Source organism: Streptomyces sp. I05A-00742 (assembly GCF_013055795.1).
Lineage (GTDB): Bacteria > Actinomycetota > Actinomycetes > Streptomycetales > Streptomycetaceae > Streptomyces.
The window spans coordinates 30550-55782 of record NZ_JABETO010000006.1 but is presented as its reverse complement, the minus strand read 5'-3'; the positions used below and the strand labels follow the sequence as shown (position 1 = coordinate 55782).

Sequence of the window (25233 nt, the reverse complement as noted above, 5' to 3'; positions counted from 1 at the left end):
CGAGGAGGGAGAGCAGATCGCGCGGGTGAGTATCCGGGTCATGAGGTGATCGTGCCCCGCGTCCCCGCCCGGCGGTCCGCCGCCGGACGGGGACGCGGGCGGACAGGGACGCGGCCGGGCTCAGGGCTTCCGCTGCCGGATGACCCGCGCCGTGCGGGCCTCCTCCAGCCAGGCCGGGAACTCGGCCATGAGCTCCTCGTAGAGCCGGTCGTCGGACAGGCTCCGCGGGTCGCGGCCCGCGTGGAAGAAGCCCGCGTTGTCCACCACGCGCCGCTCCGGCACGGGCAGCGTCTCCAGCTTGCGGAGGAAGTCGAAGCCCTTGCCCTCGGGGTCGCCGAAGGCGATGAACTGCCAGAAGATCGGCAGCTCGGCGGCGTCGCACAGGGCCTTCTCCGCCGCGGACTTGCTGTAGGGGCCACCGTCCGTCTGGAAGACCACGAACGCCGGGTCGGTGGCGCCGGACTTCTTGTAGTGCTTGATCACGGCCTGCATGGCCAGGTGGTAGTTGGTGCGGCCCATGTGCCCGTAGGAGGCGTGCAACTCCTCGATACGGCCCGCGTACTCGGTGAGGTCGATCTCGGCCACGCCGTCGACGTCGGTGGAGAAGAAGACGACGGGGACGGTCCCGTCGTCGTCGAGGTGCGCGGAGAGGCCGAGCACCTGCTCGGCGAGGTGCTGGACGCTGCCGTTCCTGTAGTACTCCCGCATGGACCCGGAGCGGTCGAGGACCAGGTAGACGGCGGCCCGCCGACCGGCGAGGCCGCGCTTGCGCAGCGAGATCCCGGCCGACTTGTAGAGGCTGACCAGGCCGGGCGCGGTGCGCTGCACCTTTTCCAGGCTGATGGCGGACCCGGGTCCGTCCGCCGGCTCCGCGTCCGCCGTGGCCGTGCTCATGGCCGTGCTCGTGTCCTTGCCCGTGGCCGTGCTCATGGCGGGCGAGGGCTCCGGCTCGGGCCCTGGCGCCGGCTCGGGGACCGGGTTCGGGTCCGGCGTGGGGACGGGCTCCGGCTGCGGTACGGGCTTGGGCGCGGGCATCGGCGTCGGCGCGGGCTCCGGCTCCGGGACCGGCTCGGGGCGGGGGCCCGGGGTGGGCGGGCCCGGTACGGGGTGGAGTGGCCCGGGGTCGGGCACCCGGTCGGCGGTGACCTGCGCGGGGACGGGAGCGGACGGGGCGACCGCCGGTGCGGGGGCGGTGCTCTGCTGGGGAACGCCGGGGTCGGCGTCCCCGGCCGTCCTGGACCGGCCGAACGCGTTCCGCAGCAGGCTGCGAATTCCCATGAGGAGAAATCCTTACCTTTGTCTGGAATGTACCTACTGTGCGACTCCGGTAAGGCTAGCTCTAACGCCTCGTCAGTAACGTGCTCCTCGCTGGTCCCGATTGCCCCGGGTCCGGGCTCCCTCCACCGGAGCGCTCTCCTCGCCTACCCCAGATCCGGGATCCAATTGCCGTGCGCGCCCACCGGGACCCGTACCGGCAGATGCACCCGGGCCACCGGCCCCGCCGCCAGGTCCCGCGCCGCCAGCACCAGCAGATCGGTGGCCCCGCGCTCCGGGTCGAAGGCGTAGGCCAGCACCCAGCCGTCGTCCTCCGCGGCCTCCGGGGCGGCCGGTACGAACACGCCCTCGCCGACGTCACCGCCCGGCGGCACCGGCCACTCGTCGCACGTGCCGCGCTCCAGGTCGTACTTGAGCAGCCCGACGCCGAACCCGCCGCGGTCCTCGCCCAGCGGCTCGTGCACCGCGTAGCCGTAGCGGTGCTCCGCGGTCAGCCGGCGCGGGTCGACGCGCGGGAACTCCACCGCGCGGTCGTCCAGCCGGGACCGCAGGACGGTCCCCGCGGTGGGGTCCACGGTCCAGCGCTCCAGGTGGGCGGGCTGCTTGTCGCGGCCCTTGCGGGTGCCGTCGAACAGCCGCTCGTAGCGGGCCAGATGGACGGTGATCAGCCCGTCCCGCTCATGGGCGTTCATGGCGTGGTGGACGAAGCAGGGATCGATCTCCAGCCAGCGCACGTCCCGGGCGTCCCCCTCGCGCGGCAGGACGCCGAGCCGGGCCGGGCGGTCCGGGTCCCAGCCGAAGCGGGGCGCCGAGGGGTCGACGCGGTCGAGGGCGAAGGCGACCGGGAGGTCGTAGAGCAGCACGTGGTGCGCGGTGAGCGAGAAGTCGTGCATCATCGGCCGTCCCGTGACCGGGACGTCGACGTGCCGGCGGACGCAGCCGTCCGTCCCGGCGACCAGGTACTGCACATACGGCCAGGCCGGGCAGTAGGCGACGGCGTGCAGCTCGCCCGTGGCCGGGTCGATCACGGTGTGCGCGGCCAGGCCGCCGGGCAGCGTCCCGTGGAAGTCGTACGGGCCGACGGTGTCGAGCTGGGAGTCCAGCTCGTAGGGGAGCGCGCCGCCCTCGACCAGGGTGAGCAGGTGCCCCGCGAACTGCTGGACGTGGGTGTTGGGCGCGAAGTCCACCAGGTGCCGGGGGCCGTGCAGCACCTTCTCCCCCAACTGGCGCGCGACGGCGTCCGAGCGCACCCAGCGGTTGCGGTACCAGGTGGCCCGCCCGTCCCGCAGCCGGACGCCGTGCACCATGCCCTCGCCGGAGAACCAGACGTACGCGGCCGGGTCCTCCACGTGGACCGGGTTGGGCCCGTTCCGCAGGTAGCGGCCGCGCAGCGCGTCCGGTACGCGGCCGGTCACCGGGAGGTCGACGGCGGTGATCTCCTCGCGCACCGGCGCGAAGAGGCCGCCGAGCCAGGGGTTCGCGTCCCCGGTGCCCGCCCTGACGGCGTCGTCCGCCATGCCACCCACCTCCACCGGTGTCCCGGCCCGCCCCCGCGAAGCCTTTCTCCACCATCGGCCGGAAGGCGCCGTTCGGCCAGACCGCGCCGGATGTTCGAGATTGTTCGGAAGGCGCTCCCCGTACGGGAACCCCCGGAGAAGGCCGGGAGTCGGACAGGGGACGGGGAGGGCAAGCGCACAGGAAGAAATGGGGTCAGGGCAACCCTGCCGGGCCTTTCTGGCCTCTTATCCGTTGAGCACAACAGAACCGAACATGAGTACCCACGGAATCGGGGGCAGGGAGTGAGAACCTCATGGGCCTGACCAGCAGGTCACTGATGTACACGGTGGCGTTCGCCGCCGTGTTGTGCGTGGGGCTCATGATCTGGATCTGGCCGCGGCTCTCCGGGCGGGGCCCCCTGCCCGTGCTCGGCCGGCTCGGGGCGATCCTGCTCACGCAGTTGTCGATCATGGCCGCTGTGCTGCTGGTGGTCAACTCCAGCGTGGGCTTCTTCGGCACCTGGAACCAGCTGATCGGCCGGGTCGACAAGGCACCGGTCAACATCACCCAGATGAACACGAGCGGTCCCAGGGCCGCGCTCGACGAGACCAGGAACGGCCTGGTCCAGCCCACCGGGGCCGAGCACCTGGAGAAGTGGGCCGGGTATCCGAAGGGCCCCGAGGACAAGGCCGGGGCCATCCGCTCGGTCCGCATCCTCGGGAAGCGGACCATGGCCGTCAACCCGGCCTATATCTACCTGCCCCCGGAGTACTTCCAGAAGCAGTACGAGCGCGCCCGCTTCCCCGTGATGGTCGTCGTGAGCGGCTACCCCGGCGGCCGGGACAGCCTCGCCCGGAACCTCCAGGTGCCGCTGAACGCGACCCGGCTGCTGGCCGAGAAGAAGATGAGCCCGACCATCATCGTGATGATCGGCCCCACGATCGCGCCGCCGCGCGACACGGAGTGCGTGGACGTCCCCAACGGTCCGCAGGCCGAGACCTTCCTCACCAAGGACCTGCCCGACGCCCTCCGCAGCACCTACCGCGTCGGCCGGGACGCCACGGCCTGGGGCATCCTCGGCTACTCCACCGGCGGCACCTGCGCCCTCCAGCTCGCCATGCGGGCACCGGAGGTCTACCCGGTGGCCGCCTCCCTCTCCGGCGACCTCCAGATCAAGACCGACCTCTCCACGGGCGACCTCTTCGGCAGCGGCGAGAAGGGCGAGCAGAACAAGCGCGAGCACGACCTGGTCTGGCGCCTCAAGAACCTCCCGACCCCGAAGATCTCCCTGCTCCTCGCCACCAGCGTGAAGGGCGAGAAGAACTACCGGGCCACGGAGGAGTTCCTGAGCCTCGCCGCCGAGAAGAAGCTGCGGACGGCCGCCCTCGTCCTGCCCGAGGGGAGCCACCAGTTCGTCACGTGGCGGCGGGAGATCGGCCCGGCGATGGAGTGGATGAGCAAGGAGCTCACGTTCCCGCAGGACACGGAGGACGGGAACAAGAAGAAGGAAGAGGGAAAGAAGGAAGAGGGGAAGAAGGAAGAAGAGCGGAAGGAAGCGGAGAAGAAGCAGGCGGAGGACGAGAAAAAGAAGGGCGACGGGGAAGGCGCCGGAGAAGAGGAGGGCGAGGCGAAGGAGGACGGCTGACGCCCCCTAGTCCCGCGGCCCGCCCGGCAGTTGCTGCGCCAGCCAGGTGAACGCCTCCGGGTAGAGCGCCGACCAGGTGCGGTAGTTGTGACCGCCCTTGTCGAGCAGCATCGTCTTCAGCCGCACCCGGCTGCCCGCCGCCTCCCGCTGGAACTCCTCGATGTAGGAGGGCGGGCTGTCGCGGTCCTGGCGGGACGTCGCGAGGAAGAGGGCGACATCGGTCTTGGTGTGACCGACGAGCCAGGTGGGACTGTTGCGCCGGCGCACCGAGGGGTCGGTGAGGGCCCCGCCGTCCCCGTTGAGCGGATCGGGGTCGAGGGCGGCCCCGGCCGAGAAGACCCGCGGGAACTGCAACGGCAGCTTCGCCGCGCAGAACCCGCCCGTGGAGATCCCCAGCAGCCCCCAGGACTTCGGCTGGGGCGCGGTCCTGAAGTGCCGCCGCACGAGCTCGGGAACGTCCCGGGCGAGCCAGGTCGCGACCTTGCGGCCGCCCACGTCGGAGCAGTCGGTGTCCCGGCCGCCGGGGTTGATGACCGGCACGGCGAGGATGAACGGGCGGGTGCTCCCCTGGGCGAGCAGCTTCCGGTAGGACTTGGGCATCCTGCCCTGCTCCATCCACGACTGGGGCGTCCCCGGAACGCCGTGCAACAGCATGACCACGGGGAACGCCGTGCGGCGGTAGCGCGGGTCGTCGTACTGCGGCGGCGTCCACACCAGGACCTGCCCGGACAGGGCGGACCGGGTGCCGTGGAAGTACGTCTCCCGCATGCCGTGGTCGTCCTCGGTGAACTTCGCGTGCTGGGCGGGCGGGCCCTGCATGGCGACGGGCCCGGCCCCGTCGGTCCGGCCCAGCAGGTCGTCCCAGGAGGCGTAGAGCCCGTAACTGGTGTTGATCCAGGTGGCCACCACACAGATCGCGGTGATCTGGCAGAGGACGATCAGCAGCACACGGGCCGCCCAGCGCACCGGCCCCGGGCCCGGGATCCTCGCCCACAGCAGCAGCGTGGCCAGCACGGTCAGCGCGGTGAAGGTGACGAGCAGCGCGAAGAAGGCGGTTCCGGTGAGGCTGAGAGTCATCCCGCTGCGATCTCCCTCGGTTCGGCCGCCGGCAGGGGACGGCACGGCAGACCATAACGACAGAGCGTGCGGGTGTCGGCCGTTACGGAGGACGAGAACCCGGATGGGTTCGATGAGGAAAACGGTCATATGTCCGGCGCGCGGGCAAGCGGAGGGGCAACCTCAAGTCCAGCTCAGACTTTCGATCCATCCGTAGTGTCGCCCTCCCATCACGAGTAGTTTCCTGATCAGGGCGGTCCGAATCACCGGATGGTTGTCTGGGAGGCGTGATGGAATCCATGACGCGCAAGGAAAGAAAGACCGTTGTCGTTCTGGCCCTCATTGTGATCGCGATCGTTTGCTACATGATCGGCAACATTCAGCCCTGATCAGCCCGGCCCTACTGCCGATTGAGGCCCGACACGGACCTCGACCCGGGCGTCCGACCCCTCTTCTCCGGCTCTCTCCCGCACCGTCGCGGTGCGGTGACGGGTACGACACGACGCGGCTGCCGACCGGCCCCCGAGCGGCCGCGTCCCGTCATGTCCGGGCCCGGATCCGGACGGCCCGTCCCGTCGCCCCCGTGTGCCCCGCGTCCGACCCTGCCCGTCAGGCAAATATACGTACCGCCCGGTTTGCTGACGGAGTCTCTTCTCCCCTCCTCCGACAGGCGACTTCCGGCCGGGCGGAAGTCATCGCCCCGCCGGTGCCGGAGGTCCCTCCGGAGGCCTCCCTCCCCACGGTTCCCGAGAGGGCCCGCACCTGCGACGGGGCGCCGTACATGGCCGGTTCGCCGTCCTCCGCGGGGGCGCCTCCGCTGCGTAGGCTCGTCCGACGAGGCGCCGGCCCGTCCCGGACGGTGGCCCCCGCAGGCCGCGGACCCCCTCCGGACGACGTCGGTGCCCCCCGCCGCCCGCGTGAACGGGACGGCTAGGATACGTACGCGTCGGTTTGATTCGGGACGTGCGTAGGGGTGTTGGGCGATACGGCCGCGCGCGCCGCCCGCCGCCGACGGCACCGTGGGGTCGGGCTATCGATTCGGAGGCAGACCGTGGCAAAGCAGGACCGCGCGATACGGACGCGCAGGACCATCCTGGAAGCGGCCGCGGCGGTGTTCGACGAACGGGGTTACGACGCGGCGACCATCACCGAGATCCTGGCCCGGGCCGAAGTGACCAAGGGCGCGCTCTACTTCCACTTCGCCTCCAAGGAAGAGCTCGCCCTGGCGGTGATCGACGCCCAGTTGACCGACGCGCCGCAGGACTTCGAGCTGCCCATGACGTCCAAGATGCAGCAACTCGTCGACATGGGACTGGTCTTCGCCCACCGGCTGCGGACCGACCCGCTGCTGCGCGGCAGCGTCCGGCTGACCCTGGACCAGGGCTCCACCGCCCTGAACCGCAGCGGCCCGTTCCACGGCTGGACCCAGGTGCACGCGCGCGTCCTCACCCTGGGCAAGGAACGCGGCGAGGTGCTGCCGCACGTGGTGCCGTCCGACACCGCGGAACTGATCGTCGGCGCGTACGCCGGCATCAACACCATGTCCCAGGTCGTCACCGGCCGCGCCGATCTGGAGCGCCGGGCGATCTCGCTGTACGAGCACGTGATGCCGAGCGTCGCCGTGCCCTCCGTGCTGGCCCGCCTCGACATGGCCCCCGGCCGCGGCGCCCGGGCCCTCGCCGAGGCCGAGCAGCTGCGCGAGGCGCAGGAGACCGCCGGGCCGTCACCGACCCCTGCCCCCGTCGGGGTCGGCTGAACCGGGCCCGGCTTCCCGGATCCCCGGGCACCCGCCCGGGGATCCCCCGCACCCCGTACGGCCTGTGCCACCAACAGGCCGTACGGGGCGCGGCCGCGGTCAGGCCGTGGCGCCGGCGGCCGTGGTGTCCAGGATCTCCAGGGCCACGGACAGCGCCGCGAGGCGCTTGTCCTCCGGGTCGCCCGCCAGCTCGTCCAGGGCCAGGGCCCCGAAGTGGACGGTGAGCAGGGCGCTGGAACAGCGCACCCGCGTGCCCAGGTCGTCGGCGCCCGTGTGGATCAGCCGGGAGAGCCGGGTGACCCGGTCCCTGAGCCGGGCGCCGATGTCGAGCCCCCGCAGCGACGCCTGGTTCTCCTGGAGGATGCGGAAGACCGGCACCGCCTCCCGCAGCTTCTCGCTGTAGCGGCACAGCAGTTCGCGCTTGGTCTCCAGCGTGGGCGGCCTGCTCTCGCCCCACGCGATCAGTTCGTCGACGGGCCCTCCGACCTGGTCGGAGATGGCGACGAGGATGTCCTCCTTCGTCTTGAAGTGGTAGTACAGCGCCGCCTTGGTGACCCCGAGCTGCTCGGCGATCTCCCGCAGAGAGGTTTTCTCATAGCCCCGGGTGACGAAGAGATCGAGCGCGGTCCGCTGGATGCGCTCACGGGTGTCGCTCCTGCGCGTGTGGGGGGTACTGCCCATGTGGTCCCTGCTCTCCTTCGTTCCGCTGTGCCCGTCGTGCCGTCGTCGGAGCGTCTCCCCACGGCCCGGCCCGCACGCCGTCACCGGCCGGAACCGCCGCCTCCGGGAGAGAGATCATGGCCCAGAAAACCACCGGCCCCGGGCCCTTCCCGCGCGCTCGCGCTGCTCCACGGATGCCCCGGAGGCGCGGCCCCCACGGGTGCGGACGGTCCCCGTCCGGTCCGGTGCCGCGGACGGCGGAAGCACCGGCCCGCGGGGAGGGCCGGAGGGGAGGCCGCGGCACGCCGCGGCGCCCGCCCGGCCCGGGCGGACGGGTGTCGGAGCCGCCAAGTCACCCGGCACGCAGCGGAGATGACGTCCCCTCCGCCGCCCCCGGCGGCAGCGCTCCGCCGGCCGTCGCGGTCCCCGGCGCCACCCGACTCCGCCGGGCGGACCGACGGCCCGGCCGCCCCTGCCGCCCCCGCCGCCGCCACCCCCGGGCGGAACGGTTCATCCGGATGCGCGAACCTCTCGTCGCACCGGCCGTCACCCGTTCGGAGGTATCAGGGTTCCTCCCGGCAGCCGTCCGGAGCACGGTGGAAGGGCCGGACCGCCGCGGCGCCGCCGCACGGGCGTCCGGCGCGCCGAGAGAGTGGAACGGCTATGACCGACATGTTCGTGAGGGTCGAGAAGGGCGTGGCGGGCGAGGAGGAACTCGCCGCCGTGACCACCGTGCTCCTCGCCTGCGCCGCCACGGGCTGCGACGCCGGGCCCGGCCCGGAGGTCTCCGAGTACGGGCTGTCGTGCACCCCCGCCCGCTGGCGTCCGACGGGCTTCAGAGCCCCCACCAGCTGGCAGGGCTGAGCACCGGCCGCGCCGGGCACCGGCCGCATTTCCCGGAAAACCGTATTTCCGTCCGTGACGCGCCCCCGCACGCCGCCATGAAAATCACCCCGGAAATACGTGCGCGCTTGGTGAATTTCCATGGAGACCAGTCTTTTGTCGTACCACCGAACCGCCGCTCCCTACCCATCCGACGCCGCGTACGCACTGGCTCGAATGAGTGAAAGCCCGGAACCTCTCCTCCGGGGCGAAGTTATTCAGAACGCTTTCTCAGTGGGGGCGCTACACGATCGAAAGGCTATAGACGTGCTCAAGAAGGTACTCGCCACGACCGCCATGACGGTCTCCACGGTCGGCGCCGTCAGCGGCCCCGCGATGGCCCTGGGTCACGACTCGCAGGACGTCGCCAACGCGAACGGCGCGAAGACCGGTTACGGCAACACCAAGACCGGGGGCAAGGAAAGCCCGCAGATGAGCCTGATCCAGGGCACGCTGAACAAGCCGTGCATCGCGATCGGCAAGCTGGGCATCCAGTCCGTCCTGGCCCTCATCAACATCGGCGTCCAGGACGTGCCGATCCTCACGTCGCAGCAGCAGCAGCAGTGCACCGACAACTCGACGATCAACGACGGCGACGACCAGCTGTCGCACCTGCTCGACGACATCCCGATCATCTCGGGCAACGGTTCGGCCAACGACTGATCCCGAAGCGAGCACGGGAATCCCCCTGCGGTGGGTGTGCGGGCCCCGCGGCAGGGGGATCTCGTTTTCCCGGACGGAATTCCCGGTCCGGACGCGGAACGGTCCCCGGCATAAAAATCACCGGCCCTGGACCGAATGAATGAAGCTCGATAACTTCCCCCACGGTGCCGAGTTAGGCAAGTAGCGCTCGTAATCCGACCAGAGCGAAGGAACCATCGTGATCAAGAAGGTAGTGGCCACGGCGGCGCTTACGGCGTCCGCAGTCGGCGGATCCGTCGGCCCCGCGCTGGCATCCGGGCACGACAGCCAGGACGTCGCCAACGGCAATCAGGCAGTCCAGATGTACGGGAACACCTACACCGGCGGTTATATGAGCCCCCAGATGGGTCTCATCAACGGTTCGTTCAACAAGCCGTGCATCGCCATCGGAAAGCTGGGCCTCCAGTCCGTCCTCGGCCTGGTGAACATCGGCCTTCAGGACATTCCGATCCTGTCCTCGCAGCAGCAGCAGATGTGCACCGAGAACTCGACGATCAACGACGGCGACGACGCGCTGTCGCACATTCTCGACGACATTCCGATTCTGTCGGGCAACGGCACCGAGAACGGGCGCTGACGGCCCGCCGGCCACAGGAAACGAGCCGCCTCCGGGGCCGTCCCGGGGGCGGCTCCGTGCGCTCCGGAGCCGTCCGCGTGCGCTCCGGAGCCATCTGACGGACTATCCCGGCCCGGCTGGAAGCCCGGCGGCCGTCCGCCCGACAGTTCTCGCATGACCCCCGCCACAGCACGTGCCGCCGGTCCGCCCCGTGCCACCGCCCCCGGGTTCGCCCTGCTGGGTGCCGTGCAGGTGGTCCTGATCCTCGCCATCACGATGCTCTCCCCGGCCCTGCCGGCGATCCAGCGCGACCTGGACCTCTCCGGGGCCGGACTGACGCTGGTCAGCGCCGCCTACGGGCTGTCCTTCAGCGGACTGCTGCTGCTCGGCGGCCGGCTGGCCGACCTGTACGGCCGCCGGCGGCTGCTGGTCGTCGGCGTCGCCGTCTTCGGTGCCGCCTCCGCGGCCTCGGGGTTCGCGCCCGACTTCGGCACCCTCCTGACGACCCGGTTCGCCCAGGGCGCCGGTGCGGCCCTGGCCGCACCCTCGGCCATGACCCTGGTCCGCTCCCTCCACCCGGACGGGGCCCGGCGCGCCCGGGCCCTGGCGATCTGGGGCGGGCTGGGCGGCTTCGGGGCGACGGCGGGCATGCTGCTCTCCGGCGCCGTGACGACGTGGGCGTCCTGGCGGTGGACGTTCCTGGCCCCCGCCGCCGTCTCCCTGATCGTCGTCCTCGCCGCGCCCCGGCTGCTGCCCACCGGCCCGGCACCGGTCCGCGTCCGGCTGGACGTGCCGGGGGCCGTCCTGGTGACGGCGGGGCTGTCGGTGCTCAGCTACGGCCTGGTCGAGGCCGGCGAACGGCCGTGGTCCGCGCCGTCGGTATGGGCGCCCGTGGCCGGAGGCGTCCTCCTGCTCGTGGCCTTCGCCGTGACCGAACTGCGGGTCACCGAACCGCTGATGCCCCTGGGGTTCCTGGTGCCCCGCCGCCGTGCCGCGGCGCTGGGGGCGATCCTCATCGGTTCGGCCGGGATGTCCACGGTCTTCTTCTTCCTCTCCCTGTACTTCCAAGAGGTGCGCGACGCCTCGCCGTTGCTGACCTCGGCGGCCTTCCTGCCCTTCGGTGCCGTGCAGTTCGCGGCCGGCCTGCTCACCGCGAGGGCCGTCCGGCGCCTGGGCGCCCGCACGGTCACGGCCGGCGGGCTCCTGCTCTGCGCGGCCGGGCTGCTGCTGCTCGGCCTGCTCGACGCGCACTCCGCGTACGCCGGGACCACCCTGGCCGGCCTGGTGCTCTTCGCCGCCGGTGTCGCCTGTGTCTTCTCCGGGGCGACGGTCGCCGCCCTGGACGACGTGGACGACGACCGCGCCGGGCTCGCCGGCGGAGTCGTCAACACGGCCATGGAGGTCGGGCCGACGGTCGGCCTGGCCGTCATGGTCTCCCTGGCGTCCTCCCGCACCTCCGGCCTGCGCGACGGCGGCACCGGCGCGGCCGAGGCCGTGTCCGGGGGCTTCGCCTTCGCGCTGACCGCGGCCGCCGCGGCGTTCGCGGTCGGCGCGGCACTCGTCGCGTACGCCCTCCGGCGCGGTACCGCCGACCCGTCGGCGACCACCACGACCCCCTCCCACCCGCAACCCAAGGAGTTCTCCTCATGACCGACACGACCGCTCGTTTCGCCGGCAAGGTGGCCCTCGTGACCGGCGGGGGGAGGAACATCGGCCGGCAGGCCGCGCTGACCTTCGCCCGCGGCGGCGCCACCGTGGTCGTCGCGGGGCCCGACCTCACCGACCTGGAGGAGACCGTCGCGCTGATCGAGGCCGAGGGCGGCAAGGGCTCCTCCGTCGTCGCGGACGTCACCCGCTCCGCCGACGTCGCGGCCATGGTGGCCACGATCGTGGAGCGCCACGGCGGCCTGCACATCGCCTTCAACAACGCCGGGATCTTCGGCAAGCCCGGTCCCGTCGCCGAGCTGGACGAGGACGTGTGGTCGGCCGTCCTCGCGGTCAACACCACCGGAATCTGGCTGTCGATGAAGTACGAGATCGAGCACATGCGCGCCAACGGCGGCGGCGTCATCGTCAACTCCGCCTCCAACATCGGCTTCCACAGCCGCCGCCCGGGCCTCGGCGCCTACGCCGCGTCCAAGGGCGCGGTGTCGGTCCTCACCCGGACCGCCGCCCGCGAGTACATAGGCGAGGGGGTGCGGATCAACGCGGTGAGCCCGGGCGGTACGGACACGCCGATGTCCTTCCGGCCCGGCGAGACGGTCGAGGACCGTGACGCCCGGGTGCGGTCCGTGGTGCCGATCGGGCGGGTCGCGCAGACCCGGGAGATCGCCGACGCGGTGGCGTGGCTGGCGTCGGACGACGCGAGCTTCGTGGTCGGCCACGACCTGGTGGTGGACGGGGGAGCGACGGCGTAGGGCCACGAACCGGTGGCGGACGGGGGGCGACGGCGCACGGCCGCGTTCTCCGTACCCGCCCACCGCCTTCCCCCGGCCGTGCCCGGGGAGCACTCGCGGCCCCGGCCGCCCGGCCGGATAATGACAGGCATGCCGCTCACGCCGTCCTCCCGGGCGGAAGCCGCCCGCCTCTCCGGGACGCAGCGACGGCTGCTCGCCGACCTGTCCGACGTGGGCGCCGGGTACCCGCTCGTCCTGGCCGGCGGCCACGCCGTACAGCTCCACGGCCTGGTGGACCGGGCGAGCCGGGACCTCGACCTCGCCACCGACGCGCAGGCGCCGATGGCCGAGGTCATGGCCGGGGTGCGGGCCGGGCTGGAGGCGCGGGGCTGGCGGGTGCGGGACGCGGTGACGGAGCCGCTCGCCGCGCGGTTCACCGCCGGTGACCCCATGACCGGCGACGACTGCGAGGTCACCATCGCCAAGGAGACGCTGTGGCGCCCGCCGGTCAGGACCGGGCACGGGCTCGTCCTCGCGGTCGAGGACCTCGTCGGGACCAAGGTCAGGGCGCTGGCCGACCGCGGCCTGGCCCGCGACCTCATCGACGTCCACGCCGCCGCGGACCGCTGGTCCCGCGCCGAACTGGAGGAACTCGGCCGCCGGCACGCCCCGGAGACCTTCGACCCCGCCGACCTCAAGGCGCGGCTGGAGGGTACGGACTGGCTCGGCGAGGCCGACTTCGCCGCCTGCGGACTGGACGAGGCGGCCACGGCCGCGGTCCGGCGCTGGGCGCAGCTGTGGGCGGACGACATCGGTGAGCGGCTCGCGGAGGAGGCGCCGTACGAGGACGACACCGGGCCGGGGGACTGACGGGCAGTCAACTGCTGACCCGCGGAGGTGCTATCTCCGCGCGTAGTCCTCGACTTCCTCCCAGACCTTGGTGTCCGCCCGGTACAGGTACTGCGGCCGCTGCTTGATGGAGCTGGTCCGGAACGGCTGCCCCCCGTCGTCGATCCGCAGCATCCCGTGCCGGTCGCCGCTGCTCCACTCCAGCTCCAGGTACCACTTCACGTCGTGGGCGCTGGTCCGGGCGACGATGTCGAGGACCTGGGGGTCGGTGGCGGACGCCTTGTAGGGGAAGTCCGTCGCCGGGATCGTGATGTCCCCCTGCTGTCCTGCCACGGGACGGGCCGCGGGACGGTCCCGGTCCAGGTCGATGTCGAGGAAGGCCGGGGAGACCCCGCTGCCGCAGCCGTCCGCCATCACGTACGCCGACCAGTCGAGCGGCGCCGCCCGGCCGACCACGCGGACGTGCAGCGCCTGCAGGACGACGGCCTGCCGCTCCTTGCCCTGGACGGTCACCTGCATGCGCATCGGCCCGCCCGGCACCGCCCGCAGCGCGTTCGCCCAGCTCCGCGCGTCCTGTTCGACCGGGGGCCGGGGCACCTCGGCGGGCTTCCGGCCCGAGAGGAACGTCTGGTCGCACTCGTCGATGAAGGTGTACGGGCGGACGGTGAGGGCCAGGGGGACGGCGGTGGTGTCCGTGCCGCCGGCCCGCTTTCCCGGAGGGGCGGACGTGCCCGCGGGGGGAGCCGGTACGCGGGCCGGAGGTGTGGAGGGGGAGGACGGGGAAGGACGGGCGCTCGGAGTGGCGGTTCCGGACGCGCCCGGGGACTCCGGCGTGGAGAGGGGCGACGGACGGGAGCCCGGGCCGGACCGGGCGCCGGTGGCCGGCCTCCCCTGTTCGCCGGCCGCTCGCGACTGGGCTGCGGTGACGCCCGTGCGGTCGGGGCGGGACGAGGTGGCGGCCTGACTGCCGACGACGGCGGCCGGGACGGCGACGGCCACGACGGCGGCGGCGATGAGCGAACGGCGGCGGCGGAGCCGGAGCCGGGGGCGGCGGGGGCGGGAGTGGGGGCCGGGGGCCGAATGTGAGGGGTCGGGAGTGACTGCTTCCGGAGTGGCTGATTCCGGGGTGGTCTCCGTCTCTGGAGCCGTCGGTTCTGGAGTGGCCGACCGGTGCTCCCCGGATATGACGGCTTCGGACGTGTCGGATGTGTTGGCCGTGCCGGATGTGCCGGATGTACCGGCGTCGGAGGGCGCGTCGTGAACGACCGGTCCCGCCGCGCTCCCGGGCCGCGCCGACTCGCCGGTCTCCGCGTCCTCGGCGGCCGACGCCACGTCACCGTCCGCGCCCGCCGGGCGCGTCGGCTGCGCCTTGCGCCGCCGGGCGTCGTCGGCGACGATCCACCGGCGGTGCAGCTCGACGAGTTCCTCCGGCCGCGCGCCGCACAGCCGGCCGAAACGTTCGACCGGGGCGTACTCGGTGGGTACGGCGGCGCCGTTGCAGTACCGGTGCAGCGTGGACGTGCTCATGTGGAGCCGCTTGGCCAGGACTCCGTAGCTGTGTCCCGACCGCTCCTTCAGTTCGCTGAGCTGAGCTGCGAATATGTCGATTTCCTCGGCCATACCGGCACTTCCCGTCCCAGATCCGCGTTCCAGGGCGCGGCATTTCCCCAGGTCGGACTATATGCAGGCGTTCCGGCTTCCCCAAGGACGCGACACGCCTTGCCGCCGGATCACGCCACGCCCCAGGCTGGGACCACAGAGCACGGCCCGGCGGGCAACAGCCGGGCGGTGACCGGGGACAGGAGCTGCCGTGCGGACCAGGTTCCGTGACGCGAGGACCCGCCTCGACGTCGTCGACACCGTGGCTCTGGGGGTGCTCGCCGCTTCCGTGGCGACGGTCGTGGCGCTCCTGCACCACCTCTGAGCCGGCATCGGACGACGCGCGGAAGCGCGTCCGGCGGTGCCACACGTACTCACCCGATCCTCTGGATCGGTATCGCGCACACCACTGAGGAGTTCACCATGCGCATCATGCGCCCAGCCGCTTCCGCCGCTCTCGCCGTGGCCGCCCTCGCCATGACGGCCGGTCAGGGCCAGGCCGCCGAGCGGGCGGGCGGAGCGTCCACCGCGGCGCAGGCCGCCGCGTGCTCCACGGCCACGACGAAGGTGACCGTGCAGAACGTGAGCCGGCCCGTCAACCACCAGCTGCTCACCCTCACCAACACCGGCAGGACCGCCTGCTACGCCTACTCCCACCCGTACCTCCGCTTCGACGAGGCCCACTCCGTGACCGGCGTGGTCGAGGACAGCAAGCCGCAGTCGGTGGTCACCCTCGCGCCGGGCGAGTCCGCGTACGCGGGCATCGGCCTCTCCGCCGCCGACAGCAGCGGCGACAACGGCCGGACGGCCCGTACCCTCACCGTCTTCCTCGACAACGGTTCCGGCCCGGCCGGCACGTCCGCGAAGGTCACGCTCCCCAAGGGCACCTGGATCGACGACTCGGCCTTCGTCACGTACTGGCAGGCGGACCCGAACGACGCCATCTCCTGGTGACGCGGACCGGTCAGGCGGCCAACTCCCCCCGGAGGAACCCACCTTGTCGGAAAAATCCGGTGTGGCCGCCGTCCGGACAGGGCTAGCGTGCCGCCATGGACGAGACAGCACTGCTCAAACGCTCCGACGGCCCGGTCACACGGAGCCGGCTGGTCCGGGAACTGCGGGCGCTCGGCCTCGCCAAGGGCGACACCGTCATGTTCCACACCAGCCTCTCCGCGCTCGGTTACGTACCGGGCGGCAGCCGGACGGTCATCGAGGCGCTGACGGAGGCCGTGGGCGCGAGCGGGACGCTGATGGCGTCCTGCGGCTGGAACGACGCTCCTCCGTACGAGTTCACGTCCTGGCCCGAGGAGTGGGTGGCGGCGATCCGGGCCGAGTGTCCGGCCTACGACCCGCTGCTGAGCGAGGCCGACCACAACAACGGCCGCCTCCCGGAGGCCCTGCGCCACTGGCCCGGGGCCGTGCGCAGCCGGCATCCCGACGCCAGTTTCGTGGCCGTCGGCGCGGCGGCGGAGAGCCTGGTCGCGGATCAGCCCTGGGACCACCCCCACGGCCCCAGGTCCCCGCTGGCCCGGCTCACCGAGGCGGGCGGTCGCGTCCTGCTGCTGGGCGCGCCGCTGGACTCCATCACCCTCCTGCACCACGCGGAGGCCCTGGCGGAGGCGCCCGGCAAGCGGTTCGTCACGTACGAGCAGCCCGTCCTCGTGGACGGCGTGCGCACTTGGCGGCGCTTCCGGGACATCGACTCGGAGGAGGGGGCCTTCGACTACACCTCCGTGGTGCCGGAGGGGGAGCCGTTCGAGGTCATCGCCCGTGAGATGCTCGCCGCCGGCCTCGGTGTCCGGGGGACCGTCGGAGCCGCCGAATGTCACCTCTTCGAGGCGCCTGACGTCGTCCGCTTCGGGGTCCGGTGGATGGAGGAGAAGCTGGGCGGGGACGGCCGGCGGGCATGAGCCGGTCCGATGGCCCCGAGGGGTTCCGTCAGCGACCGCCGGGCCTTTCCGGCCGGCCCTCGCCCCGGCGCAGCTCCTCGTTGAGCCGCAGGGCCTCCTCCAGCTGGTCCTCCAGGATGATGATGCGGCAGGCGGCCTCGATCGGGGTCCCCTGGTCGACGAGCTCGCGGGCGCGGGCGGCGATACGCAGCTGGTAGCGGGAGTAGCGGCGGTGGCCGCCGCCCGATCTCAGCGGTGTGATGAGCCGCGCCTCGCCGAGGGCGCGCAGGAAGGCGGGGGTGGTACCGATCATCTCCGCGGCACGCCCCATGGTGTAGGCGGGGTAGTCGTCGTCGTCGAGGTTGTCGGCGGCGTTCGAGCGGGCCTCCGGAGCCATGCACACCCTTCGTCCGGGCATCGGAGGGGCGCCGGGCCTGTGCGTGCCCGGGCCCCACGGGTCGGTCTTCGCCTGTCCGCCCGGCGCGCCGGGTCCCAGGATCGCGGACGCGCCGCGCGGTCCCGCCGCCGGCCGGTCCTCCGGCGGACGGGCCTTCGGCTGCCGTCTTCTCGGCGGTCCGCCCTGGCGGGCGGCTTCGCGCCACGCGCGGACCTTATCGGCGGGCCGGGAGGCATGTCTATCGCGGCCACCATAGCTTTCGCCGGGCGAGGGGCCGCGCTCCCGCGCTCGGCGAGGGGGGACGGGTCCCCGGCGGAAGGCGCGCGGGAAGGACTGCGAAACGCATATCTCATCCCGCGACAACAGAAAGAGCGGAAGCGTCGGCCATGGTTTTTCCGGGAACTCGACCGCAGGGAGAATTCTCTAGGCGGGGCTCGATGAGTCGTGCTACGGTTATTACCAGTTGCAGTTGTGGTTCCCAAAACCTTCGAGTGCTTCCCCGGCTTTCGGCCGGTGAGGCGCTTTGCGTTACCGGGTCTCTCCGGGCGGGGCAATCATCGCGGCGACGCGAGGCTCGCGCAGTGCGGGTCCAAGGCATTCCCCAGAGGGAGAAAAAATTATGGCTACCGGTATCGTGAAGTGGTTCAACGCGGAAAAGGGCTTCGGCTTCATCGAGCAGGACGGTGGCGGCGCTGACGTGTTCGCCCACTACTCGAACATCTCCGCCACGGGCTTCCGTGAGCTGCAGGAGGGCCAGAAGGTCTCCTTCGACGTCACCCAGGGCCAGAAGGGCCCGCAGGCGGAGAACATCGTTCCCGCCTGAAGCTGAACCCGTGAACGCCGGGTCCCGCACCTTGAGTACGGGGCCCGGCGTTCGTGTTTCCGCCCCCGGTCGCGGTGGGTGACCTGTCGGCTCCGGTCCGCCAGGGCGGGTTCCGGGGGCGTCGTCGCCCCGGTCGCCTTCCCCGGAAAGACCACCCATCGAATATCCGTCGGATTTTTAGTGGGAATTCATCGGAAGTTCTGTGCGGGTGCGCCGGAACTCCCGCGGCGGTCGGTCCGCCCGGCGTTATTCCATCCGTTCTTGCGATTTCTTCCCGCGGTCCGGTGGCGTCGGTCCGGTGGCGTCGAGGATTCCTCGTACGTAGTGACGGTCCTCCCTTCAACCCTGCCGAGGCACCATGCGATGCGTCATCGCCAACTTCCCCTTCGACTTCATCAAGAGCGAGGTGCAGAGAATGATGGCCGGCATCCAGCCGGAGGAGGCCGTCGGTCCCTGCGTGCTCATCGATGACCGCACGTACCCCGTCAAGCAGGTCGGCGAAGTGATCACGAAGCAGGACCGGCGGGACTTCACGGCGGGCGAGGTGACCAGGGCGCTGACGAAGCTCGGTTTCACATGTGTCAACCGGCCGGCGGCCGGTGCGCTGGAGACCAGCGCGTGGCCCGGCATGGAGCTCTGAGCCCCCGAGGCGCCTCCGGTCCGAGCGAGGGCACGCCTTGACTTAGGTATGAAGCCATACCTATATTCGCGGTATGCCCGCCTCCAGCGCGTCCGCACAGGACCTCCGTCGCCTCGCCTCCGGGCTCGCGACCGTCCTGCCCGCGCTGCACCGGGCGCTCGACCGCCGCCTCGCCCAGGACTTCCCGCACCCCAAGCTGCCCGAGGGGCAGCGGGCGCTGCTGCGCCTGGTGGGGGAGCGCGACGGCATCACCGTGCGCGCGGCCGCCGAGGCGCTGCTGATGAAGCCGAACAACGTGAGTGCCTCGGTCTCCCAACTGGCGGACCAGGGGCTGCTGGAACGCAGGGGCGACCCGGCGGACCGCCGTGTGGCACACCTGCACCTGACGGCCGAGGCCCGGCACCGGCTCGACCTGGTCGGGGACCTGATGAACGGCTACCTCACCGAGGCGCTGCGCGTCCTCTCCGACGGGGACCTCGACGCCCTCGGGTCCGCGCTGGGCGCTCTGAACGCGGTGACGCACCGGGTCCACCCCGCCGCCGGCTGACGGCGGCCCGGTGGGCCCGACACGCGTCCGGAGCCGCCCACCCCCGCACCCGAAGGCAAGCCACTTCCATGTCCTCCACCACCGTGGACCACTCGTCCCTGCCCGCGCACTCCCCGCCGGAGCGCTCCCCGTCCGGGACACCGCCCGAGTCGCCGTCCGGCCGCCGGGCGAACCCCTGGCTGACCCTGATCGCCGTGGCCTTCGGCCTGTTCATGGTCGGTCTCGACGGTTCCGTCGTCTCCATCGCCAACCCGGAGATCGGCCGGGACCTCCACGCGTCCACCGCCGACCTCCAATGGGTCACCAACTCCTACCTCCTGGCGCTCGCCGCCGCGCTGATCCTCGGCGGCAAGCTGGGTGACCGCTTCGGCCGGCGGACCTTCTACCTGGTCGGCGTCGCGGGCTTCACCCTCGCCTCCGTGGCCATCGGCCTGGCCGGTTCCATCGAGGGCGTCATCGCCTTCCGCGCCGTCCAGGGCTTCTTCGGCGCCCTGTTGATGCCCAACACGCTCGGGCTGCTGCGCGCCGCCTTCCCGCCGAGGAAGTTCGGCATGGCGGTCGGCGTCTGGGCCATGGTCTCGTCGGTGTCCACCGCGCTCGGCCCGATCGTCGGCGGACTGCTCGTCGAGCACGTGAACTGGGAATCCGTCTTCTACGTCAACGCCCCCATCGGCGTCCTGGCCCTCGTCTTCAGCGCCCTGGTCCTGCCGCGGAGCAGGAACACCGCCGCCGCCCGTGAGCGCTTCGACCTCGCCGGCGTCGTGCTCCTGGCGCTCGGACTGCTCGTCGTCGTCTTCGGTGTGGTCAAGGGCGAGGCGTGGGGCTGGACGTCGGGCGGCACGCTGGGTGCCATCGGTGCGGGGCTGGTGATCCTGCTGGTGTTCGCCCGGTACGAGACGCGCGTGGCACACCCGTTGCTGCCGATGCGGCTGTTCCGCAACCCGGCGCTGGCCATCGGCACGGTCATCACCGCCCTCAACTTCTTCGTTCTGCTCGGCGTGATCTTCTTCGTCATGCTCTACCTGCAGAACGTCCGTGGCTTCACCCCTGTCCAGGCCGGCGTGCGCACCCTGCCGCTGAGCCTCGCCTCAGTCGTCGCCTCCCCGCTGGGCGCCAAGCTCACCGAGCGGTTCGGCGCCCGGCTGTCCATGCCGCTCGGCATGGCCCTGCAGGCCGCCGCCTCCTTCGGGATGCTCGGCTGGGGCGTCCACTCCTCGTACGCCGCCCTGTGGCCGCCGTTCGTCGCCCTCGGCCTCGGCGTGGGCATGGTCATGGCGGCCTCCTCCGACGCGATCGTCGGCAACGCTCCCGTCGGGGACGCCGGGGTGGCGGGCGGGCTCCAGGCCACCGCACTGCAGATCGGCGGCGCCCTGGGCACATCGGTCCTCGTCTCACTGATCAGCGGACGGGTCGGCGCGACGCTGCCCGGGGAGCTCACGTCGGCCGGGGTCCCCGCGACCGTGGCCGACGGGCTGTCCCGCGCCAAGGACGCGGTGGCCATGGGGATGTCGCCCGTCGACGACGGCATGCCCGCCCGGCTGCGTTCGGCCGTCACCGAGGGCAGCGGCCAGGCGTTCGTCAACGGTGTCCACACCGCCGCGCTCGTCACCGGCGTCCTCTGCGTGCTCGGCGCCGCCCTCGCGGCGGCCGGCGTACGGCGGCCGGCGGGGAGCCGGGACCGGCACTGAGACGGGGGTGCGGCCGGTCGAGGTGACCGGACTCTCCTCGGTGCGCTCCGTCTTGACCCAGCCGGTGCGGAGGGTGGCGATCCGCCAGAGTGCCCGCCAGCCGGCGATGAACCCGACGTAGATCCACAGCAGTTGGGCGCAGGAGCAGACGACGGCCTTCCAGGCCGGCAGGTCGTCGGTGCGCCGCCAGTACAGCAGGGCCCAGGTGAGGAAGTTGGCGGCGGAGAGCGCGTACCAGCCGGTCTCGCTCGGGGCACCCGCCCGCACGACGGAGACGAGCGTGTACTGCTGCAGGACGGACCAGGGCAGGGTGATGACGTAGGGGATGAGGAGGTAACCCGTGAGTTCGAGGCGGGTCATGGCCCCGACGGACGGACTGGCCCACAGCTCGGGCAGGCGGGTGATGGCGCTCATGTGCCCCTGGTACCAGCGGGTGCGCTGTCTCAGGAGACGTCGCGGGTCGGTCAGGCCCTGCTGCGAGACGAAGGCACCGGTCGTGGAGGTGACCGACCAGCCGTGCACGGCCAGGCTGATGCCCAGGTCCAGGTCCTCGGTCAGCGAGTCCGACCACGGCCGCGCGCCTACGGTGTCCAGGGTGGACAGGCGGGTGAACTGGCCGTTGCCGCCCAGGCTCACCGACCCGGTGGCCACTCTCCCGAACTGGCTCAACGCGCTCAGCCCCCAGAACTCCAGGTCCTGGAGCCGCAGCGCCCAGTGACCCCGGTCGCGGACGCGCACCGCCAACTGGGCGCCCCCGACACCGGGATCCTCGAACAGCGGAGCCACCCGGGCCGCGGCCCCCGGCGTCATCCTGCCGTCACCGTCCAGCACACACACCAGCACCCGGGAACGCTCCAGCCCCTCCTCCTCGACCCGGCGGCGCACCTCCCGCAGCCCGTCGTTCAGCGCCGCCCCCTTGCCCCTGCGGGCTTCGGGCAGCGTCCTGCGCACGATCGTGATCCCGTCGCCGCCCGCGGCCGCGGCGCGCTCGGCCGTGGCGTCGTCGCTCCCGTCGTCGATCACGACCACCCCGACCCCTGGCTGGGAGTCCAGCAGGCACCGCACCGTGGTGGCGACCACCCGTTCCTCGTTCAGACAGGGCACCAGGACGAACACACGCCACCCGGCGGGCGGGACGGCGGGCGGCCCGCCCTCCGACGCCAACTGGCCGCGTAACGAAAGGCCGGTGCGGCGGGCGAAGAGGACGCCGAGGGTGATGAGCGGCACGGTGTAGATCACCGAGAGCACGACCACGGCGAGCGAGGCGTTCCGGAAGATCGTCTCCAAGGAGGTGCCCCCTGCCCCCTGCGCCCTGCTGCCGGTGCGCCCGGCGAGCGCGGGCGGTCCATCGTATTCATCCGCGCCGGATCAGTGACGGATGTGCGGGGTCTTCACCCTTACAGGGCGCCCCGCTTCCCTCTCGGGGCAGGCCGCCGACAACGGCAGGTCCGCATATGGCGGGCGCGCTCCGGACACGGTATGGCTGGAGGAGGCGGGTTGGAGCCGGGCGGGTTGGAGCCGGCTCGGTCCGCGCCCGCTGTCCACCGCGAGAACCCACCTGCCGCCAGGCTCTGGTGTGGCTGTACCGGGAAAGGACATCTCTGAGATATGAGGATCGTATTTCTTGGCTACGGGGAAATCGGTGCCACGGTGCTGGCGGGGATCACCGCCGTGCACGAGACGGCCTTGGTCGTCACCCACCCGACCCGCTTCAGCCGTCTGAACGAACCGCATGTGGGCATAGTCGCCGCCGACTTGGAGCTACCTGTCCTGGAGGCCCGCCACGCGCGCGAGGAGCACGTGGTCGAGGCGGTACGCGCCGCACGCCCCGACGTTCTCGTGTCCGCGAACTGGCGCACCATCATCCCGCAGCACGTACTGGAGATACCCGCACTGCTTCCGCTCAACGTCCACGACGCGCTGCTCCCCGGCTACGCGGGCTTCGGCGCGGTCAACTGGGCCATCCGCAACGGCGAGAGCCGCACCGGTCTGACGGTGCACGTCATGGACCCGGAGCTGGACACCGGCCCTGTGCTCTGGCAGGTCACCGTGCCCATCGACGACGACGACACCGCGACCACCGTGCAGCAGCGGCTGTTGAAGGAGTACCCGGGCGCCGTGCTGGCCGCACTGGAACGGGCCGAGTCCGGGGTGCTCCCGGTACCCCAGACCGCGGAAGGACCCTCGTTCTACCACCGCATCACCGAGGCGGACACCCGCATCGACTGGGCCCTGCCCACCAGGCGCCTTCTCGATCTCGTACGGGCCCACAGCGACCCCTTCGTCAACGCCTGGTGCCTCTCCGCCGGCCGCAAGCTCTACATCAAGCGAGCCGCCCGCCCCGCCCGCCCCCACCGCGGAACCCCCGGCCTGGTGGTACGCCACACGGACGGCGGCGCCACCGTGACCTGCGGCCACAGCTGGGAACCCGGCGCCGACGGCATCGTCCTCCTCGAAGTCCGCCCTGAGGACGGCCCCCCGGTGAGCGCCACCGAGCTCCTCCGCCCGGGACACCGGCTGGAGTGAGCCCCGCGTCGGGGCGCCGGACCGGGCCGTCCGGTGCGGATCTGGCACGCGGCGGCTGAACCGGTCCGGACAACGAAGAAGGCCCAGGTCGCTGACCTGGGCCTTCGTGCAAGAGCGGGCGACGAGAATCGAACTCGCGCTCTGAGCTTGGGAAGCTCATGTTCTACCATTAAACTACGCCCGCGAGGACGCCCCTCAAGGCGTCGCATCGTCGCACACTGTACCCCATCCGAGGCCCCCGGCGCACATGCCGCAGGGGTCTTTTCCGTATGCGCGGGTGGTGTGGGAGGAGTGGGGACGCGGGCGTGGGGTGCGGGAGTTGGGGCGTACCGTGTGGCGCGGGGAGCCGGTCCGGGGGTGGTGGGAGTGCCGCGTGCGAGTGCGTCCTATACATCCCCTAATGTGGCTTTTGTCTTTCACGTTCATGGGGAAAGGGACTCGATGGAGCGCACCGTCGTCCGTTGTGCCGAAGGGCACGTGTTCAGCACCGCTTCGTTCCCGATGCAGAACCTCGGCCCCGGCCGCATCGGCCCCGGCCGGCTGCTGCGCTGTCCGCGCTGCGCCCGGCTGCGGCATTCGGTGCCGGTGGGGCAGCAGAAGCGTTGATCACCGCGCGGTGAGCGGCAACGCGGGCCCGGTCCGGTCAGGACCGGGCCCGCGTCGTTCTTCTTCTCCGCGTATCCTCGACCCGTGCTTCTCTCAGACAAGGACATCCGGACCGAGATCGACGCCGGCCGGGTGCGGATCGACCCGTACGACGCATCGATGGTGCAGCCGTCGAGCATCGACGTGCGCCTCGACCGCTACTTCCGGGTGTTCGAGAACCACCGGTACCCGCACATCGACCCCGCCGTGGAGCAGGCCGATCTCACCCGTGAGGTGGTGCCGGAGGGGGACGAGGCGTTCATCCTGCACCCGGGCGAGTTCGTGCTCGCGTCGACGTACGAGGTCATCACGCTCCCCGACGACGTCGCGTCGCGGCTGGAGGGCAAGTCCAGCCTCGGCCGGCTCGGGCTGCTGACGCACTCGACGGCCGGCTTCATCGACCCGGGGTTCTCCGGTCATGTGACGCTGGAGCTGTCGAACATGGCGACGCTCCCGATCAAGCTGTGGCCGGGCATGAAGATCGGGCAGCTGTGCATGTTCCGGCTGACGTCGCCGGTCGAGCACCCGTACGGGTCCGCGAAGCACGGTTCCCGCTACCAGGGCCAGCGCGGGCCGACGCCGTCGCGGTCCTTCCAGAATTTCCATCGCACGCAGGTCTGACCGCGCAGGTCCGACGACCAGGGAACAGGGCGAAGAGCAAGTGAGTGACATCCGCGAGAACCTGACCTACCCGATCTTCGGGCAGGCCATCCGGGAGCTGGCCCAGACCGTCGCGGACGACGGCTACGAGCCCGACATCATCCTGTCCATCGCGCGCGGCGGCGTCTTCGTCGCCGGTGGCCTCGCCTACGCGCTGGACTGCAAGAACATCCACCTGGTGAACGTGGAGTTCTACACCGGTGTGGGCGCGACCCTGGAGATGCCGGTCATGCTGGCGCCCGTCCCGAACGCGATCGACTTCTCCAACAAGAAGGTCCTGATCGCCGACGACGTCGCGGACACCGGCAAGACGCTCAAGCTCGTCCACGACTTCTGCCTCGACCACGTCGCCGAGGTCCGCAGCGCGGTGATCTACGAGAAGTCGCACTCCCTGGTGAAGTGCGAGTACGTCTGGAAGCGCACCGACGAGTGGATCAACTTCCCGTGGAGCGTCGAGCCGCCGGTGGTGCGGCGCGAGGGCCAGGTCCTCGACGCGTAGCAGCTGTCGTTTCGGAGGCCCCGGTCCATGGGTACGGACCGGGGCC

24 protein-coding genes, 1 tRNA gene and 1 pseudogene are annotated in these 25233 nt (G+C 71.7%); 18 read left to right on the top strand and 8 right to left on the bottom strand.

The window, feature by feature from the left end; all coding sequences use genetic code 11:
• Positions 1–120: 120 nt before the first annotated feature.
• Together HN013_RS07870 and HN013_RS07865 are read right to left on the bottom strand one after the other, a co-directional pair.
• Positions 121–1278 (bottom strand): VWA domain-containing protein, encoded by a 1158-nt coding sequence (locus HN013_RS07870; RefSeq protein WP_171164505.1) that lies wholly within the window; start codon positions 1276–1278, stop codon positions 121–123.
• 143 nt (positions 1279–1421) lie between these two features.
• Positions 1422–2792: a carotenoid oxygenase family protein gene (locus tag HN013_RS07865; protein ID WP_171164503.1), complete on the bottom strand. Its 1371-nt coding sequence runs from the start codon at positions 2790–2792 to the stop codon at positions 1422–1424.
• A gap of 293 nt (positions 2793–3085) precedes the next feature.
• Here HN013_RS07865 and HN013_RS07860 point away from each other — a divergent pair, with 293 nt between their 5' ends.
• Positions 3086–4417, top strand: a complete 1332-nt coding sequence (locus HN013_RS07860) for an esterase family protein (RefSeq protein WP_171164501.1) — start codon at positions 3086–3088, stop codon at positions 4415–4417.
• 6 nt (positions 4418–4423) lie between these two features.
• On the opposite strand, the gene HN013_RS07855 is transcribed toward HN013_RS07860, so the two are convergent.
• Entirely contained in the window at positions 4424–5494 is a 1071-nt protein-coding gene (locus tag HN013_RS07855; protein WP_171164499.1) for an esterase family protein, read from the bottom strand.
• A 1030-nt stretch (positions 5495–6524) separates the two neighbouring features.
• On the opposite strand from HN013_RS07855, the gene HN013_RS07850 reads away from it, so the two are divergent.
• A complete protein-coding gene (locus HN013_RS07850; RefSeq protein WP_171164497.1) occupies positions 6525–7229 on the top strand; it encodes a ScbR family autoregulator-binding transcription factor in 705 nt (234 codons plus the stop codon).
• Between the two features lie 99 nt (positions 7230–7328).
• Here HN013_RS07850 and HN013_RS07845 read toward each other — a convergent pair whose 3' ends face one another.
• Positions 7329–7910: a TetR/AcrR family transcriptional regulator gene (locus HN013_RS07845; protein WP_171164495.1), complete on the bottom strand. Its 582-nt coding sequence runs from the start codon at positions 7908–7910 to the stop codon at positions 7329–7331.
• Positions 7911–8552: 642 nt separating this feature from the next.
• Here HN013_RS07845 and HN013_RS07840 point away from each other — a divergent pair.
• From HN013_RS07840 to HN013_RS07815, 6 genes are all read left to right on the top strand, one after another.
• The gene (locus HN013_RS07840) at positions 8553–8753 is read left to right on the top strand and encodes an acyl-CoA carboxylase subunit epsilon (protein ID WP_171164493.1); all 201 of its coding nucleotides are present in this window, start codon (positions 8553–8555) and stop codon (positions 8751–8753) included.
• A 285-nt stretch (positions 8754–9038) separates the two neighbouring features.
• Positions 9039–9434, top strand: a complete 396-nt coding sequence (locus HN013_RS07835; protein ID WP_171164491.1) for a rodlin — start codon at positions 9039–9041, stop codon at positions 9432–9434.
• A gap of 217 nt (positions 9435–9651) precedes the next feature.
• Positions 9652–10050 carry a rodlin gene (locus HN013_RS07830; RefSeq protein WP_171164489.1) on the top strand — a complete coding sequence of 133 codons (399 nt, stop codon included), beginning with the start codon at positions 9652–9654 and terminating at the stop codon, positions 10048–10050.
• Positions 10051–10203: 153 nt separating this feature from the next.
• Positions 10204–11679: an MFS transporter gene (locus HN013_RS07825; protein ID WP_171164487.1), complete on the top strand. Its 1476-nt coding sequence runs from the start codon at positions 10204–10206 to the stop codon at positions 11677–11679.
• Positions 11676–12446: an SDR family NAD(P)-dependent oxidoreductase gene (locus tag HN013_RS07820; RefSeq protein ID WP_171164485.1), complete on the top strand. Its 771-nt coding sequence runs from the start codon at positions 11676–11678 to the stop codon at positions 12444–12446. Before HN013_RS07825 ends, HN013_RS07820 begins: the two co-directional genes overlap by 4 nt.
• Before the next feature lie 129 nt (positions 12447–12575).
• Positions 12576–13295 carry a nucleotidyl transferase AbiEii/AbiGii toxin family protein gene (locus HN013_RS07815; protein WP_171164483.1) on the top strand — a complete coding sequence of 240 codons (720 nt, stop codon included), beginning with the start codon at positions 12576–12578 and terminating at the stop codon, positions 13293–13295.
• Between the two features lie 30 nt (positions 13296–13325).
• On the opposite strand, the gene HN013_RS33625 is transcribed toward HN013_RS07815, so the two are convergent.
• Positions 13326–14894 (bottom strand): transcriptional regulator, encoded by a 1569-nt coding sequence (locus HN013_RS33625; RefSeq protein WP_171164481.1) that lies wholly within the window; start codon positions 14892–14894, stop codon positions 13326–13328.
• 411 nt (positions 14895–15305) lie between these two features.
• On the opposite strand from HN013_RS33625, the gene HN013_RS07805 reads away from it, so the two are divergent.
• Both HN013_RS07805 and aac(3) read left to right on the top strand, forming a co-directional pair.
• On the top strand, positions 15306–15827 hold the full coding sequence (locus tag HN013_RS07805; RefSeq protein WP_249374832.1) for a DUF4232 domain-containing protein: 522 nt from the start codon (positions 15306–15308) through the stop codon (positions 15825–15827).
• Between the two features lie 95 nt (positions 15828–15922).
• Positions 15923–16783, top strand: a complete 861-nt coding sequence (aac(3), locus tag HN013_RS07800) for an aminoglycoside 3-N-acetyltransferase (protein WP_171164477.1) — start codon at positions 15923–15925, stop codon at positions 16781–16783.
• Between the two features lie 28 nt (positions 16784–16811).
• On the opposite strand, the gene HN013_RS07795 is transcribed toward aac(3), so the two are convergent.
• Complete coding sequence (locus tag HN013_RS07795) at positions 16812–17159, bottom strand: MerR family transcriptional regulator (RefSeq protein WP_171164475.1); 348 nt, start codon at positions 17157–17159, stop codon at positions 16812–16814.
• Between the two features lie 619 nt (positions 17160–17778).
• On the opposite strand from HN013_RS07795, the gene HN013_RS07790 reads away from it, so the two are divergent.
• From HN013_RS07790 to HN013_RS07775, 4 genes are all read left to right on the top strand, one after another.
• Positions 17779–17982, top strand: coding sequence for a cold-shock protein (locus HN013_RS07790; RefSeq protein WP_171164473.1), 204 nt, complete (start codon positions 17779–17781; stop codon positions 17980–17982).
• 358 nt (positions 17983–18340) lie between these two features.
• Positions 18341–18622: an SCO5918 family protein gene (locus tag HN013_RS07785; protein ID WP_171164471.1), complete on the top strand. Its 282-nt coding sequence runs from the start codon at positions 18341–18343 to the stop codon at positions 18620–18622.
• Positions 18623–18695: 73 nt separating this feature from the next.
• Positions 18696–19169 (top strand): MarR family winged helix-turn-helix transcriptional regulator, encoded by a 474-nt coding sequence (locus tag HN013_RS07780; protein WP_171164469.1) that lies wholly within the window; start codon positions 18696–18698, stop codon positions 19167–19169.
• A gap of 68 nt (positions 19170–19237) precedes the next feature.
• A complete protein-coding gene (locus HN013_RS07775; protein WP_171164467.1) occupies positions 19238–20857 on the top strand; it encodes an MFS transporter in 1620 nt (539 codons plus the stop codon).
• A gap of 216 nt (positions 20858–21073) precedes the next feature.
• On the opposite strand, the pseudogene HN013_RS32815 reads toward HN013_RS07775, so the two are convergent.
• A pseudogene (locus HN013_RS32815) lies at positions 21074–21961 on the bottom strand (glycosyltransferase); the annotation flags it as partial.
• 504 nt (positions 21962–22465) lie between these two features.
• On the opposite strand from HN013_RS32815, the gene HN013_RS07770 reads away from it, so the two are divergent.
• Positions 22466–23383 carry a methionyl-tRNA formyltransferase gene (locus tag HN013_RS07770; protein WP_171164465.1) on the top strand — a complete coding sequence of 306 codons (918 nt, stop codon included), beginning with the start codon at positions 22466–22468 and terminating at the stop codon, positions 23381–23383.
• 113 nt (positions 23384–23496) lie between these two features.
• On the opposite strand, the gene HN013_RS07765 is transcribed toward HN013_RS07770, so the two are convergent.
• Positions 23497–23567, bottom strand: a tRNA-Gly gene (locus HN013_RS07765).
• A 257-nt stretch (positions 23568–23824) separates the two neighbouring features.
• Between HN013_RS07765 and HN013_RS07760 the strand changes: the two genes are divergently transcribed.
• The 3 genes from HN013_RS07760 (at position 23825) to HN013_RS07750 (ending at position 25187) form a co-directional block, all read left to right on the top strand.
• Positions 23825–23989, top strand: coding sequence for a hypothetical protein (locus tag HN013_RS07760; RefSeq protein ID WP_004947509.1), 165 nt, complete (start codon positions 23825–23827; stop codon positions 23987–23989).
• A gap of 84 nt (positions 23990–24073) precedes the next feature.
• A complete protein-coding gene (dcd, locus tag HN013_RS07755) occupies positions 24074–24649 on the top strand; it encodes a dCTP deaminase (RefSeq protein ID WP_171164463.1) in 576 nt (191 codons plus the stop codon).
• Positions 24650–24689: 40 nt separating this feature from the next.
• Entirely contained in the window at positions 24690–25187 is a 498-nt protein-coding gene (locus HN013_RS07750) for a phosphoribosyltransferase (RefSeq protein WP_171164461.1), read from the top strand.
• Positions 25188–25233 lie beyond the last annotated feature (46 nt).